This is a genomic window from Bacteroides sp. MSK.20.12 (assembly GCF_019052435.1).
In the GTDB taxonomy this organism is placed as follows: Bacteria; Bacteroidota; Bacteroidia; order Bacteroidales; family Bacteroidaceae; genus Bacteroides; species Bacteroides xylanisolvens.
The window spans coordinates 1-15263 of sequence record NZ_JAHQVH010000014.1; the positions used below are offsets into that span (position 1 = coordinate 1).

Sequence of the window (15263 nt, forward strand, 5' to 3'; positions counted from 1 at the left end):
TGGTGAGGGTAGATTTATAACTTTCGTATTTTTTTTTATAGATAAAAAAGGAGATAGTATAGAAAATAATAAAATAAAAAGTTATAAATCTACCCTCACCAACCCTCACCCTTGACCCATATCTTATAATAAAAAGATAACGGAGAATCTTAAAAACTCAATCATCTTTTTCAGATTTACCACAACGTTTCCAGAATACTCCATTATTTTATTCAAAACGGTACCGAAATGAATGAAACCTTGCTTTCTAACTGCTGATTACTCATTATTTCTTTATCCGTACGTTTACTGTTTGGGTAGCGTCACCGAGAAATATGGATTGGGCGTATGTTGTTCGAAGATGATAGCTTTCATCTTTTCTACAACGTCCGGATGTTGGAGTGCTATGTCAGTATCTTCGTGAATATCCGTTTTTAAGTTGTAGAGGAACGGTGTTCCTTTTTTTACCACCATCTTCCAATCGTCCATGCGTACGGCAATCTGGTCTGTTTCATCAAATTCCCAATACAGGAAATCATGTTTCTTTTGCTTTTTCTTACCCAGCAGTGTGGGAGCAAAAGAAATCCCATCGAAATAATCGACTTCTTTTTCTTTATTGCGATATTTCTTTTCGTAGTCCTTGATGCCGATCACTTCGCAGAATGTAGGCATTAAATCATAAAAAGCACAGATATGATCGTTCACTTTACCTGCTGGTATGTGCCCCGGCCAACGCGCGATAAACGGAATACGTATTCCTCCTTCATGACACTGGCGTTTTAATCCGCGCAGCTTTCCGTCTCTGCCGAAGAAAGTAGGGTCGGCTCCGCCTTCTTCGTGAGGGCCGTTGTCACTGGAGAAAATAACCAATGTGTTTTCGTCCAGCCCTTTCTCTTTCAGCTTTTTCAGGACTTCACCCACGTAATAATCCAGCCGGGTAATCATTCCTGCAAATTGAGCATGGGTGTGCGTAATAGCATTGTATCGTGAGCCTTCGCTTCCTTTAAACTCTTTGTCCGGGTTGAATTTGGCTTTGTATTCATTCAGGATGGAATCTTCCGGTTGAACGAGTTCCGCATGAGGCAAGGTGTAAGTCAATATGCCGAAAAACGGTTGTTGGTCGTCTTGTTGGTCCAGCCACTCCAATGCTTTCTGATGAATCATGTCGGCCGAGTATTGCGGACGTTTCTGGTAGTCGGGACCATACATCGGATATTTGATGTTTTCATCCATCACCACCCGCACCACTCCGGTGTCGCCCAACGCTTTACTATAACGGTTCAGGAAATTGGGGTAGTAAAGATGAGCCTGAAATTGGCAGATGTAACCGTAGTATTCATCTATTCCCCGTTTGTCGGGAGTAGAACGCGAGCCTTCATATCCTCCCGCCCATTTGCCGAACATACCCGTGGTATAGCCATTGTCTTTCATTATTTCCGGTAAGATTACATGGTCGGAATCATAAGGGTGTTGCCCCACTATCGAATATTCTTGGTTTTGCCCATACAACACGATCGGTACATTTTTCCAGTATTCTTTGTTGCCTCGCACCTCGCAGTGACCTGAATGTTGCCCTGTCATAAATGAAGCTCTGGAAGGTGCGCTGACGGGACTGCCGGCGTATGCCTGTGTAAAACGCATACCTTCATTCGCCATCGTGTCTATATGAGGGGTGCGGATAAATGGTTGACCGTAACAGCCTAAATCTCCATATCCCATGTCGTCACAAAGAATGAAAAGAATATTGGGTTGGGTGTTCTTTTTCTGTCCGTTGGCAGTTAAGGTAGATAGAAGCAGCGTGCCGCCTATCAACGAGATTGATTTATAATTCATCATATTATGCAATTAAATAAGGTTAAGCTGGTTAGAATGAAATGCCTCTCTAAGGCTTTGTGGCTGTCTTTATGAGGCATTTCATCATTCTATATCCTGAATCTATTTTCCGATTAAATCTTTTCCTTCACGTACGCTTTGAAGGATATTTTGCAGTTCGGCCACTTTCTCCGGCATATTCTTTGCGTAGTTGGTCACCTCTTTCACTTCTTTCATTTTATAAAGCTGCGGTTCTTTAGAGTTTCCGGTTTCTATCTTCGGTCCCCACTGGATCATTTTCGGTCCGTCATTCGGTTCGATGTACTTCCAGTCTTTGGTGCGGACGGACAGCGTGTGGTTGGAAGCCTGCTCTATTACCCACGGGCGGTCTGTCTTTTCTTTACCTAGCCAACTTCCCAGATAGTTGTAGCTATCCGGTGCAGTGCTTTTAGGCATTGTAGCTCCGGTGAGGGAAGCCAGAGAAGCCAACCAGTCTACTTGCGAAACCAACAGGTCTGAAGTCATGCCTTTTTCTGCTCCCGCAGGCCAGCTGACAATGGCGGGAATACGCGTGCCTCCTTCGAAAGCACTATATTTGTTGCCCCGTAACGGTCCCGCAGGGCTATGACCGTTGAGCAGTTCTTCTGCTTTGTCGTCGTATCCGTCGTCTACCACCGGGCCGTTGTCACTTGAAAGAATGATGAGCGTATTTTCTCTTAAACCCAATTTCTCTAATGTATTCAGAATTTCACCGACACAATAATCGAACTGTACGATAGCGTCGCCTCTTAATCCCATCGGGTTTTTACCTCTGAAACGGTCGTGAGGAAAGCGGGGAACATGTACGTCGTTAGTGGCAAAGTAGAGGAAGAAAGGTTTGTTTTTGTTCTCCTCAATAAACTGAATGGCATGTGTCGTTAATGAATCAGCAATGTTTTCGTCTTTCCAGAGTGCTTTTCCTCCGCCTTTCATGAAACCGATGCGGGAAATTCCGTTGACGATAGACATGTCGTGACCGTGACTTGGCTTGAGGTTGTAAAGTAATTCAGGATTACTTTTTCCGGTAGGTTCGCCCTCGAAGTTCTTTTGATAACTTACTTCGATAGGAGCACTCGGATCGTAGTTGGCAACTTTTCCGTTTTCGATATAGACACAAGGCACGCGGTCGGCTGTAGCTGCCATGATAAAATGATAGTCGAATCCTAAATCACCTAATGCGCAAGGCAACGGAGCATTCCAGTCTTGAGTAGCGGTTTTATCTCCGAGTCCTAAATGCCATTTGCCTACTGCGGCAGTAGCATAACCGACACTTTTGAACATATCTGCCATGGTATATTGCTCGGGGCGGATAATCATCCCGGCATTTCCTGCCGCTACATCCGTTCCTTCTTTGCGCCAGGCATATTCTCCTGTCAGCATGGAATAGCGGGAAGGGGTACTGGTGGCGGCTGTTGCATGAGCGTTGGTGAAAAGAATTCCGGATTTTGCCAGCCGGTTGACATTAGGGGTTTGCACGTTTTTAGCTCCGTAACATTCCAAATCGCCATAACCGAGATCATCAGCGTAGATAAATACGACGTTGGGTGTTTTTGACTTTGTCGGTGTAGTGTTTTCCGGTGCTTTGTTAGTGGCTGTTGCAGTGCAGGCAACAGTGGACATAAGGGTTAGAATGAAAGGTTGTTTCATTGTTTTTGGGGGTTAAGTGTGTTATTATTAGTAGAAAAAGATGTGTCTGTTCTTTGCCGGACACATCTTTTTCATCGTCTGTTTAACTTAATTCAATGATTTCTTCATTGCAGTTCGTCAGCTTTTCTATTCCTTCGTTGGTTACTACCCAAGAGTTTTCAATGCCTACGGGGCCTACACCCGGAATAACGATTTTCGGTTCGAGGGCAAAGACCATGCCCGGTTCTAATTGTTGTTTCATGCGGGGAGCCAATACCGGAGCTTCATTAATTTCGAGTCCGATACCGTGGCCGATAAACTTGGCTTGTTGCCCTGTTCCCATAAATTTGTCGGCAAATCCGGCTTCTTTGGCTATTTCGGCAGCTGTGTCGTAAAGCACTTCACAAGCAATGCCCGGTTTGGCGATGGAAGCAATCTTTTCCTGAATATCCAAACAAACCTGATGGGCGGTGTAAGCCTCTTCGGGCAGCTTTCCTATTGAGAATACACGGCTCATGTCGTTCATGTAACCGTTGAAGTTGCCTCCCAAGTCCACCATAACGCTCTGACCTTCCTTTAGCGGAGTTTTATTTGCTCCTCCCGGCAAAGCAGGATCAAGTCCCTGTCCACCTAAAGCAAAATCATAGGGCGAGGGGTATCCGGCATTGTCTCCGGTCAGTACGCTACCCATGAATATTTCCATGCTGCGTCCGAATACCCGGAAAATTCCGAGGCAACCTTGCAGACGCATCAGGCGTTCTATTTCAATGGAAAATTCGATGTCTGTCATACCGGAGCGATATACGCTTGGAATCTGCTCGTATGCCTTGGCGTGGGCAATGCCCGAACGGCGGAACATCTCGATTTCTACAGGTGTTTTCACACTGCGTGCCTGACGAATCACCGGGGTGCCATTTACAACTTCTGCTTCCGGAAACAGGCTGGCCAGACGACAATATTCCGTATAAGGGAGCTCGTCACCTTCTAACATCAGTTTGGTTGGCATCGGCAATCCTTGTTCTTTCAACAGGTCAACGATTTGTTCCGGTTTGCGAATCGAGAACGAATGTTCTCCTGTGATATTATTAGGGCGTTTGAAAAATAATAGTGCAGGCGAATGAAGGGGGAGGTAAAGATAGCCACTGACTACACAGCCATACGTGTAAATTAAATTTGCATTACAAGTGATAAGTGCGGCGTCAATGCCCTGTGACACCATCAGACTGCGAATCTTGTCACGGCGAAATTTCAATTCGGGTTGTAGCATTTTTTATTTATTACATGATTATTAATTACAAAACTATCAATGGTAAATTATTAGTTGTGAGTTGTTTATCTGATATAACAAATTCACAAACTATTATTTAACCTATCATGCCACAAAGATAATTAATTCCAGCGAAAATAATGTTAATCTCAAAAAAATAGCGCTACCCGCGTCCTGTCACAGGAGGCGAGCAGCGCAAACCACAAATACAAATACAACTAAACAAAGTCTTCTAAATAACGCCTTGTCCCATCATTGCGTGAGCTACTTTCATAAATCCGGCAATGTTGGCACCCTTCACATAATTAATGTATCCGTCGGGTTCCGTACCGTACTTCACGCATTGTGCATGGATGCCGTGCATGATTGCATGGAGCTTTTCGTCCACTTCGGCAGCACTCCAGCTTAGGTGCATTGCGTTTTGAGACATTTCCAAACCGGAAGTGGCAACACCGCCTGCGTTGACCGCTTTACCCGGAGCATACATTATCTTATGTTCAATAAAGAGGTCGATTGCTTCGGGAGTACATCCCATGTTGGAAATTTCTCCGACGCAAAGTACGTCATTTTTTATGAGATTTTGAGCATCTTCTCCATTTAATTCATTCTGGGTAGCACAAGGAAGCGCGATGTCTGCTTTCACTTCCCATGGGCGCTTGCCTTCTACAAAGGTAGCATTCGGATACTGTTCTGCATAAGGTGCAACAATGTCATTACCCGACGAACGAAGTTCGAGCATATAGTCTATCTTTTCGCCGCTGATACCATCCGGATCGTAGATATATCCGTCCGGACCGGAAATTGTAATCACTTTGGCACCCAGTTCGGTAGCTTTGGTAGCTGCTCCCCATGCAACGTTGCCGAAACCGGAAATAGCGACTGTCTTACCTTTTATATCAATGCCTTTCGCTTGTAGCATCTGATTTACAAAATACAGACCACCGAAACCGGTAGCTTCCGGGCGAATCAACGAGCCTCCGAATTCTAATCCCTTGCCGGTGAATGTGCCTGTAAATTCGCGAGTCAGTTTCTTATACATACCGAACATATAACCTACTTCACGTCCGCCTACGCCGATATCACCGGCTGGTACATCCATATCCGGTCCGAGGTGACGCCATAACTCCAACATAAAGGCTTGGCAGAAACGCATAATTTCAGCATCACTCTTACCGCGCGGAGAGAAATCGGAACCACCTTTTCCACCACCCATAGGCAGCGTGGTCAGTGCATTTTTGAATGTCTGTTCGAAACCGAGGAATTTCAGAATGGAAAGATTGACGGAAGCATGGAAACGAATACCGCCTTTATAAGGACCGATCGCATTATTGAATTGTACACGATAACCGAGGTTGGTCTGCACCTCGCCTTTGTCATCCACCCACGTTACACGGAAAGTGAAGATACGGTCGGGTTCTACCAATCTTTCTATGATTTTAGCTTTTTCAAATTCAGGATGTTGATTGTATATATCTTCGATAGAAAGAAGAACTTCCTTCACTGCTTGAAGATATTCAGATTCACCGGGATGCTTAGCCTCCAAAGAGGACATGATTTTCTGGATGTTCATGATACTATATTTTAAAAGGTTAATTCTGATAAAATGTCAACTAACTCACTGCAAATATAGGAAAATTTTTCAAAGTTGCTTGTTTTAATGCGGATATTTTGATTAAATAATGATAAAATGTCAATTTCTTCTGTTGAAAAACACAAAGCCCCGCAGCCTGTAATGTAAAATACAGGTTACGGGGCTTGTATGTGTTTATAAATAGGAAGTGCCGCTTTAGAATTTTGGTTTCATTCCTAGATTATACATGATGAATCCATAAATATCAGCTTGTTCTTCCAGTACTTTAGCCATTGGTTTGCCTGCGCCATGCCCGGCTTTGCTGTCAATACGGATCAGTGTCGGATTGGTACCGTCGTTGTCGGCTTGCAGGGTAGCGGCAAACTTGAATGAGTGGGCAGGGACTACACGGTCGTCATGGTCGGCGGTAGTGACCAGTGTTGCCGGATATTTCGTGCCCGGTTTCAGGTTGTGCAGTGGAGAGTAGCCTTTGAGGTATTCAAACATCTCTTTGCTGTCTTCGCTTGTGCCGTAATCGCTTGCCCAGTTCCAGCCGATAGTAAATTTATGGTAGCGGAGCATATCCATCACACCTACCTGCGGAATCGCTACACGGAACAGGTCGGGACGCTGTGTCATGCAGGCACCTACCAACAGACCACCGTTGGAACCTCCTACAATGGCGATTTTATCTTTATTTGTATATTTCTGGTCGATCAGATATTCGGCAGCAGAGATGAAATCATCGAATACGTTCTGTTTCTGCATTTTAGTTCCGGCTACGTGCCAGTCTTCGCCGTATTCACTACCACCGCGCAGGTTTACTTGTGCGTAGATACCCCCATTTTCGAGGAATGGAATGCGTGTGGCACTGAAGCCCGGGTTGAGGCTGATACCGAAGCCACCGTATCCGTAGAGGAATACAGGGTTTTTGCCGTCTTTCTTCAAATCTTTCTTATAAGTAAGGAACATCGGAATTTTTACGCCGTCTTTGCTGGCGAAGAATACTTGTTCGGTCACAAAATCGTCCGAGTTGAACTGTACTTTCGGGGCACGATATAGTTCGTAGGTGTTCTGATCCATGTCGTATTTGTAGGTAGCACCCGGAATGGTGAATGAAGTGAATCCGAAGAAACATTCTTTGTCGTCTTTGTTGCCGCTAAAGCCTACGGAACCGAGTGACGGCAGTTGGATTTCCTGAATTTGTTTACCGTCGAGACCGTAAACGTATGCGTGGTTTGAGGCATCTTTGTCATAAGTAAGGAACAGTTTGCCACCGATCACTTCCGCATTTGAAAGAACAGCTTCCGATTCGGGTACGAGCTCTTTCCAGTCCTCCAGCTTCGGACGGTTGATGTCGGCTACCATGATCCGGTTTTTCGGTGCACCGTAGTTGGTATAAATATAAATTTGGTCGCCGATAACTTCGATTGGGTAATATTGGTAGTCGAGGTCTGTAGTCAGCTGGATGAAGGGTGAATTCGGCTTTTTCAAATCCCGTATAAACAGGTTGTTACCTCTTCCGGCACCGGATTCCGTCAGGAAGAGAATCCGTTCGTCTTCACTGGTGCTCGATGTATAGAAACGTTTCGGATAAGCAGGATTCTGATAAATCAGTTTATCTTTTGACTGTGGCTCACCGATTTTGTGATAATAGATTTTGTGATTCTCGTTCACGTTGGAGAACTCTTTTCCTTTGGTCGGCGCATCATAGGCACTGTAATAGAAACCGTCTCCCTGCCAGGCGGCACCGGTAAACTTGGCCCATTCGATGTGGTCTTCCAGCAGTTTTCCGCTTTCGGTATCCATTACATAAATTTCAGACCAGTCCGAACCGCTGCGTGAAATACTGTAAGCGGTGTACTTGCCGTCGTTTGAGAAATAAAGACCGGTCAGTGCTACTGTTCCGTCGTCCGATAGTTTGTTCGGATCGAGGAAAACACGCGGTTCGCCGTCCAATGAGTCCTGCACATAGAATACACTCTGGTTCTGCAGACCGTCATTTTTACTGAAATAATACTTCCCATGTTTCTTGATCGGGGCACTGATCTTCTCGTAATCGGCCAGTGTCGTCAATCGTTTCAGAAGGTTTTCGCGGAACGGGATCTGGCTAAGATACTCATTCGTTACTTTGTTTTGTGCTTCTACCCAGGCAGTAGTGGCTGCGCTGGTGTCATTTTCCAACCATCTGTAAGGGTCGGGAACTTGTGTGCCGAAGTACACATCTACAGTGTCTACCTTTGCCGTCTCGGGGTAGACCAGCTTTTTTTGTTGGGGAGCGCATGACATCACCATGATTCCACTCATTAATAAAGTTACTTTTTTCATGTGAATAAAAAGTCTTTTTGAATAAACTTAAAGTTACAAATCTACAAAATAATAAGAGATAAACAAGTAAACTTTATAAAGAAGATGATGGAAAATGAGATTTAAAGAATTAACTTTGCAAAAGTAATCATCAAGTATAAAGGACTATGGATAATTTTATTACGAGTATCAAGGTTAATCATATTTTTCATTTGGAGAACTTTTGTATACCAATCTCTGAAAATGAAAAAAAACATCTGATTATTACGGGAAAGAACGGAAGTGGTAAGACTATTTTGTTGAATGCAATTGTGGAGCATTTAAGTCAGGTTTGTAATGATAAGATGTTGAGTTTCTTAGATTTAAAGAAAAATTTAGAGTCTAATCAAGCATGGTTGCAGCAAGCTGAGACCACTGGTGATTCGAAAAGTATTGCTTCCGGCCAGAATAATGTTGAATATTATAAAAATAGAATTGAAGAATTTTATGGAAAAGTAGAACTTTCATTCCATGATATATACTCCATCTCTAAGGATTTTTTTAGTCAGAACTTTATTATAGCCTACTATGCTGATGAACGTAAGTCTCTTTTTGTAGAACCTAAGAATCCTGTTAAGCCGGATTTGAAGATGAAGACTGATCTGAAACATAATAAAGTAGATCAGTTCTTGAATTTTATGGTTGACTGTAAAGTGCAAGAGGCTTTAGCTCGTAATGAAGGAAAAACAGAGGATGCTGATTATATTCGTCAATGGTTTGTCGGCTTCCGAAATATTCTTCGTCAGATATTTGATGATACAACCTTAGAACTTGATTTCAATTATAAAGATTACTCTTTCCTCATTCAAACACGCGGAAAGTCGTTTAAATTCACCGAACTATCAGCAGGATATTCGGCTGCATTAGACATTGTAGCTGATTTAATTTTAAAAATGCAATCACAGAATAATGTGGTCCGTGCATACGAGAAAGGAGGAATTGTGTTGATTGATGAAATAGAAACGCATCTTCATTTGGAACTACAAAGAGTGATTTTGCCGATATTGACTACTATTTTTCCTAACATACAGTTTGTTGTCACTACTCATTCCCCTTTTATTCTTAATTCTTTAGAGAATGCTGTTGCTTTTGATTTGGAGCATCGTGAACCAATTGAAGACTTAACGGATTATTCTTATGAAGCATTAGCAGAAGGTTACTTTGGTGTTCGTACAGACTCCAGTGAGATTCAAATGCGTTTACAACGGATGGAAGAATTGATTCGTTCTGATCGGCTTTCTATTTCGGATAAAAGTGAGTTGGAAATGTATCTGCAGGATTTTGATAAGATTCCGGAAGCAGTTGCTCCTGCTATTAAAGCTAAATATTATGATCTGAAAAGAGAGTGGCAAAATAAGAATTAATTAAGATGATTAGAATTTGTAAAAATGCAGATAAGCCACAAACTTTAGATAAGAGTTATAATACGGACGAGGTCTGCAAACAATTACTGATGGATCAGAATGATAAATGTTATCTATGCGAACGGCGTTTGACAACTGATTATCAAGTAGAGCATTTTAAATCGCAAGCCAATAATGGAGACTTGAAGCAAACATGGGAAAACTTATTTGTAGCTTGTGGATACTGTAACAATAAAAAGTCGAATAAGTATGATGATATCTTAGATCCGACTCAATATGATATCGAAACTATAATAGAACATTCAAATGATTTTGTTAATCAGAAAGCAATATTTGATAGTGATAATAGAACTTCTGAAGTACTTTCAACGATAAAGTTATTGAATTTATTATTTAATGGAAAACTATCTTATAGGAATTGTCGTGAGCAACGATTTTATGATGAATTTATTCAAAAAATGAATTTCTTTTCTTATGTTGTTGATGAATATATGTCAGGTAAGAAAGAATATTATTATCCGGTTATAAAAGAACAGTTGGATATTCGTAGTGAATATTTGGGATTTAAATATGCAATTATTCATAGTAACGATTTGCTGAAACATGATTTTGGAGATATGACGATTTGGAATAAGAAAGGAGAATGACTTTATGCTTAGTAAATATAAATTAAACCAGCTTTACTTCAAAGATACACAGTTCGCCAACCTGATGACAAGGCGAATTTTTAACGTGTTGTTAATCGCCAACCCTTATGACGCTTTTATGTTGGAAGATGACGGGCGCATTGATGAGAAGATTTTCAATGAATACACCTCTTTATCTTTGCGTTATCCACCTCGTTTCTCGCAGGTATCCACAGAGGAGGAAGCATTGGCGCAGTTGGAAAATATGTCGTTCGACCTGGTGATTTGTATGCCGAGCACGGGGGACAATGACAGTTTTGATATCGGTCGTCATATCAAAGAGAAATACGAGCATATTCCTATCGTCATCCTGACTCCTTTCAGCCATGGTATTACCAAACGGATTATCAATGAAGATTTAAGTGCGTTTGAATATGTGTTCTGTTGGTTGGGCAATACCGACCTGTTGGTGTCTATTATCAAATTGATAGAGGATAAGATGAATTTGGAACACGATGTGCAGGAAGTCGGTGTGCAGTTGATTCTTTTGGTGGAGGATGGTATTCGTTTCTATTCTTCTATTTTGCCGAATCTGTATAAGTTCGTGTTGAAGCAGAGTCAGGAGTTCTCTACTGAAGCCTTGAATGCGCACCAGCGTACACTTCGTATGCGCGGGCGGCCTAAGATTGTACTGGCACGTACGTATCAGGAGGCAATGGAAATTTATCATAAGTATCAAAATAATATATTAGGAGTAATCACCGACGTCCGTTTCCCGAAAGTGGAGCGGGGGGAGAAAGACGGTCTGGCAGGTATCAAGCTGTGTGCCGAGATACGCAAGAACGATCCGTTTGTTCCGTTGATTATCCAGTCGTCCGAATCGGAAAATTCGTCTTATGCCGCTAAGTACGGCGCTAGCTTTATTGATAAGAACTCAAAAAAGATGGATGTCGATTTGCGTCGTATCGTTTCCGATGATTTTGGTTTTGGTGATTTTATATTCCGTAACCCGGCTACCGGGGAAGAGATTGCCCGTGTCCGGAATCTGAAAGAACTGCAAAACATTCTTTTTGCCGTACCTGCGGAGTCTTTCTTATATCATATCAGCCGGAATCATGTGTCGCGTTGGTTCTATTCTCGTGCCATGTTCCCGGTAGCCGAGTTTTTAAAACCGATTACCTGGAATAGTCTTCAAGATGTGGATGCTCACCGGAAAATCATCTTTGAGGCGATTGTGAAGTATCGTAAGATGAAGAACCAGGGAGTCGTGGCTGTGTTTAAGCGAGACCGTTTCGACCGTTATTCTAACTTTGCCCGTATCGGGGATGGTTCTTTGGGCGGAAAAGGGCGTGGACTGGCGTTTATTGATAATATGGTGAAGCGTCATCCGGAGTTTGAAGAGTTTGAGAACGCACGTATTGCTATTCCTAAAACGGTGGTGCTTTGTACGGATGTGTTTGATGAATTTATGGACACTAATAATCTGTATCAGATTGCGCTGTCAGATGCGGATGATGCTACGATTCTGAAATACTTTCTGAAGGCAAAGTTGCCTGACCGCTTGGTGGAGGACTTCTTTACTTTCTTCGATGTAGTGAAATCTCCGATTGCCATCCGTTCCTCATCTTTGCTTGAAGATTCTCATTATCAGCCGTTTGCAGGAATCTATAACACATACATGATTCCTTATCTGGATGATCGGTATGAAATGTTGCGCATGCTTTCGGATGCCATCAAAGGGGTGTATGCATCAGTCTATTTCCGTGACAGCAAAGCGTATATGCAGGCTACTTCGAATGTGATCGATCAGGAAAAGATGGCTGTTATCTTGCAGGAGGTAGTTGGCAATCAATATGGCGACCGTTATTATCCGTCTATGTCGGGTGTGGCTCGTTCACTGAATTATTATCCTTTAGGAGATGAAAAAGCCGAAGAAGGAACGGTTAATCTGGCTTTGGGATTAGGGAAATATATTGTAGACGGTGGTATGACCCTTCGTTTTTCTCCCTATCATCCCAATCAGGTGTTGCAAACCAGTGAAATGGAAATCGCTCTGAAAGAGACCCAGACCCGTTTCTATGCTTTGGATTTAAAAAATGCCGGACATGATTTTTCTATTGACGATGGTTTCAATTTACTGAAACTCCATGTCAAAGAGGCGGAAAACGATGGTGCCCTGCGTTATATTGCCTCTACGTATGATCCGTACGATCAGATTATCCGAGATGGTCTGTATCCTGGGGGGCGCAAGGTGATTACTTTTGCCAATATCCTGCAACATGATGTTTTCCCGTTGGCTCGTATTCTGCAGTTGGTCTTGAAATATGGTGAACAGGAGATGCGCCGTCCGGTTGAAATTGAATTTGCAGCAACGTTAAGTCGCGAACATGATAAATCTGGAACCTTCTATCTGTTACAGATACGTCCTATCGTAGACAGTAAAGAAATGCTGGACGAAGATTTGAACGAGATACCGGATGAAGATGTGATTCTCCGCTCATATAATTCGTTGGGACACGGTATCATGAATGATATTTATGATGTGGTCTATGTAAAAACCGATAATTATAGTGCCTCTAACAATCAGGCAATTGCTTGGGAGATAGAAAAGATCAACCAACAGTTCTTGAATGAAGGAAAGAATTATGTGCTTGTCGGTCCGGGACGTTGGGGAAGCAGTGATACATGGCTCGGTATTCCTGTGAAGTGGCCTCATATCTCGGCTGCCCGTGTGATTGTGGAAGCCGGACTGACCAACTATCGGGTAGATCCCAGTCAAGGAACACATTTCTTTCAGAATCTGACTTCGTTCGGGGTTGGATATTTCACTATCAATGCCTTTATGAATGATGGTGTGTATAATCAGGACTTCCTCAATGCGCAACCTGCGGTGGAAGAAACGAAATATCTTCGTCATGTCCGCTTTGAGAAACCGATGGTGGTCAAGATGGATGGAAAGAAGAAGCAGGGTGTGGTTTTGATGCCGGAGGCTTAAGGTGGAATAGGGGCCAGTTGTAAATCGTGAGAGAGATTTGGGGTGTAGCAACTGCATTTCCCTTGATAACAATTTTATAATATATGGTGTTAGAATGAAAGTGATATCCTTACATGTTCCTACCTATTAAGAAAAACTAACTATTGCTTACGAATAGACTCTATTGATATATTTATATGTGAAATTTGAATGGTAACTTTCCGCTGATTATTAAAAACAGAATATAATCAGCGGAAAGTTTTGTTTTTCATGGTTGATGTTAGATGTATTTCCTTAAAAATAGAACAGAAACATGAAATATAGACCTTGTGGATATCTGAAAATAATAGTTATTTTGCAACCGTTTAAATATTATTATCTGTGTGATGGGAATATCACACAGATGTGTTTATTAATTAAAAGCAGAATAGAAATGAGAAAGAATTTATTTTATTACTTATTTACCGTATTGTGTACAGCAACTTTGTTTATTTCTTGTAGTGATGATGAGGACACTCCCAATCCTGTAAATCCTTTGGTAGGTGTGTATAGCTTGAGTGATTATGAAACAGCAGATTTTGTGGTGGCAGAAGGAGATGACCCTATTAAAAATTTTCCGAAGGCAGGTCCTTTGTATGCAAAATGGGATGCAAAGAAAGAAGATCCGTTTACAGTAGCAGCAAGTGGAATGTTTCGTATGATGGGGGCGACTATGCTTCCTCAGGTGTTGAATACGATTGAGATGAGTGAGGACGGAAATATTATTGCTTCCTATGTGGATAAACCGACTTTGCAGGGTACAGATAAATTGATGAATTGGGCCATGGCGGGACTAATGGGTGGAATGTTTCCAGAAAAATCTGAGATTACTTCATTGGCTGCCACTTCGGGATTTGTGAATTCACCTGCCGGACTTGCTACATGGTCTGAAAGTAATGGTAAAGTAGTAGTAAAACTAAATATTACTAATATTTTGGGTGCTGCTCTTGGAGGTCAGGATGCAAGCAGTTTGGAAACCATCATCAATCAGGTACTGACAGGAGAACCTGCTGTGTTGAAAGAATTATTGAAAAGTTTGTTTCAGATTGATTTGGCGAATGTAACTGATGCTTCTATTCGTCAGTTGCAGGGATGGGCATTAAATGGTATTCCGATGAATAAGAAAGAAGAAAATGGAAAAACTTATTTGTATTTGGATAAATCGGCTTTTGATACTTTTATGACACTCCGTGACACAGGAGAAAAAGATGATTATGGAGAACCAATTATAAAAAACGATTTGCTTTATGTATGGGAGGCGTTGGTTAGTGCTAATTTGATTCCAGCAGAGGCTGCTGGAGCAGTTGCGCTGATACAAATAATTTCAGGTTACTGGAGTGAGACAAAGACCTTTGATATTGGTTTGGATTTGATGAAACAATAATAGCAGGATTTATGCGATAATTAAAAAGGTTGGAAACGTCATTAGTCTTCCAACCTTTTTCGTTTTTAGGTATATTATGGAATGTATTGACAACTATTGATAAAAATAAGATTTGTGTAGGTAAATTAAAATTAGTTACTTTGTAAAATGAATGTTTGGTGAGGAAAATTGTTTATTATTAATCCTTTAGTAAGATAGAAATAAATGAAAAAGAATTATTTTGCTATTTGACTTTTC

General features: G+C 41.9%; 9 protein-coding genes. 4 read left to right on the forward strand and 5 right to left on the reverse strand.

Translation table 11 applies throughout. The features are described 5' to 3' along the window. Nucleotides 1-285: 285 nt before the first annotated feature. The 5 genes from KTR06_RS09370 to KTR06_RS09390 all read right to left on the reverse strand — a co-directional run bounded on the left by KTR06_RS09370 (nucleotide 286) and on the right by KTR06_RS09390 (nucleotide 8621). Nucleotides 286-1812, reverse strand: a complete 1527-nt coding sequence (locus tag KTR06_RS09370; RefSeq protein WP_120069370.1) for an arylsulfatase — start codon at nucleotides 1810-1812, stop codon at nucleotides 286-288. A gap of 102 nt (nucleotides 1813-1914) precedes the next feature. Next, the gene (locus KTR06_RS09375; RefSeq protein ID WP_120069284.1) at nucleotides 1915-3477 is read right to left on the reverse strand and encodes an arylsulfatase; all 1563 of its coding nucleotides are present in this window, start codon (nucleotides 3475-3477) and stop codon (nucleotides 1915-1917) included. Nucleotides 3478-3559: 82 nt separating this feature from the next. Further along, on the reverse strand, nucleotides 3560-4723 hold the full coding sequence (locus tag KTR06_RS09380; protein ID WP_217290274.1) for a Xaa-Pro peptidase family protein: 1164 nt from the start codon (nucleotides 4721-4723) through the stop codon (nucleotides 3560-3562). 232 nt (nucleotides 4724-4955) lie between these two features. Continuing rightward, nucleotides 4956-6293, reverse strand: a complete 1338-nt coding sequence (gene gdhA / locus KTR06_RS09385) for an NADP-specific glutamate dehydrogenase (protein WP_008024724.1) — start codon at nucleotides 6291-6293, stop codon at nucleotides 4956-4958. A 216-nt stretch (nucleotides 6294-6509) separates the two neighbouring features. Next, entirely contained in the window at nucleotides 6510-8621 is a 2112-nt protein-coding gene (locus KTR06_RS09390; RefSeq protein ID WP_009038722.1) for a prolyl oligopeptidase family protein, read from the reverse strand. Between the two features lie 146 nt (nucleotides 8622-8767). Here KTR06_RS09390 and KTR06_RS09395 point away from each other — a divergent pair, with 146 nt between their 5' ends. The 4 genes from KTR06_RS09395 to KTR06_RS09410 all read left to right on the forward strand — a co-directional run bounded on the left by KTR06_RS09395 (nucleotide 8768) and on the right by KTR06_RS09410 (nucleotide 15026). Continuing rightward, on the forward strand, nucleotides 8768-10003 hold the full coding sequence (locus tag KTR06_RS09395; RefSeq protein ID WP_121960516.1) for an AAA family ATPase: 1236 nt from the start codon (nucleotides 8768-8770) through the stop codon (nucleotides 10001-10003). 5 nt (nucleotides 10004-10008) lie between these two features. Then, complete coding sequence (locus KTR06_RS09400; RefSeq protein ID WP_008024719.1) at nucleotides 10009-10650, forward strand: HNH endonuclease; 642 nt, start codon at nucleotides 10009-10011, stop codon at nucleotides 10648-10650. A gap of 4 nt (nucleotides 10651-10654) precedes the next feature. Further along, nucleotides 10655-13624 (forward strand): PEP/pyruvate-binding domain-containing protein, encoded by a 2970-nt coding sequence (locus tag KTR06_RS09405; protein ID WP_015531471.1) that lies wholly within the window; start codon nucleotides 10655-10657, stop codon nucleotides 13622-13624. Between the two features lie 412 nt (nucleotides 13625-14036). After that, entirely contained in the window at nucleotides 14037-15026 is a 990-nt protein-coding gene (locus KTR06_RS09410) for a DUF4925 domain-containing protein (RefSeq protein WP_225449901.1), read from the forward strand. The last annotated feature ends 237 nt before the right edge of the window (nucleotides 15027-15263 follow it).

Coding starts and splice junctions, on each gene's coding strand:
- KTR06_RS09370 (WP_120069370.1), bottom strand. CDS start 1,812: ATGAATTATAAATCAATCTCGTTGATAGGCGGCACGCTGCTTCTATCT.
- KTR06_RS09375 (WP_120069284.1), bottom strand. CDS start 3,477: ATGAAACAACCTTTCATTCTAACCCTTATGTCCACTGTTGCCTGCACT.
- KTR06_RS09380 (WP_217290274.1), bottom strand. CDS start 4,723: ATGCTACAACCCGAATTGAAATTTCGCCGTGACAAGATTCGCAGTCTG.
- gdhA (WP_008024724.1), bottom strand. CDS start 6,293: ATGAACATCCAGAAAATCATGTCCTCTTTGGAGGCTAAGCATCCCGGT.
- KTR06_RS09390 (WP_009038722.1), bottom strand. CDS start 8,621: ATGAAAAAAGTAACTTTATTAATGAGTGGAATCATGGTGATGTCATGC.
- KTR06_RS09395 (WP_121960516.1), top strand. CDS start 8,768: ATGGATAATTTTATTACGAGTATCAAGGTTAATCATATTTTTCATTTG.
- KTR06_RS09400 (WP_008024719.1), top strand. CDS start 10,009: ATGATTAGAATTTGTAAAAATGCAGATAAGCCACAAACTTTAGATAAG.
- KTR06_RS09405 (WP_015531471.1), top strand. CDS start 10,655: ATGCTTAGTAAATATAAATTAAACCAGCTTTACTTCAAAGATACACAG.
- KTR06_RS09410 (WP_225449901.1), top strand. CDS start 14,037: ATGAGAAAGAATTTATTTTATTACTTATTTACCGTATTGTGTACAGCA.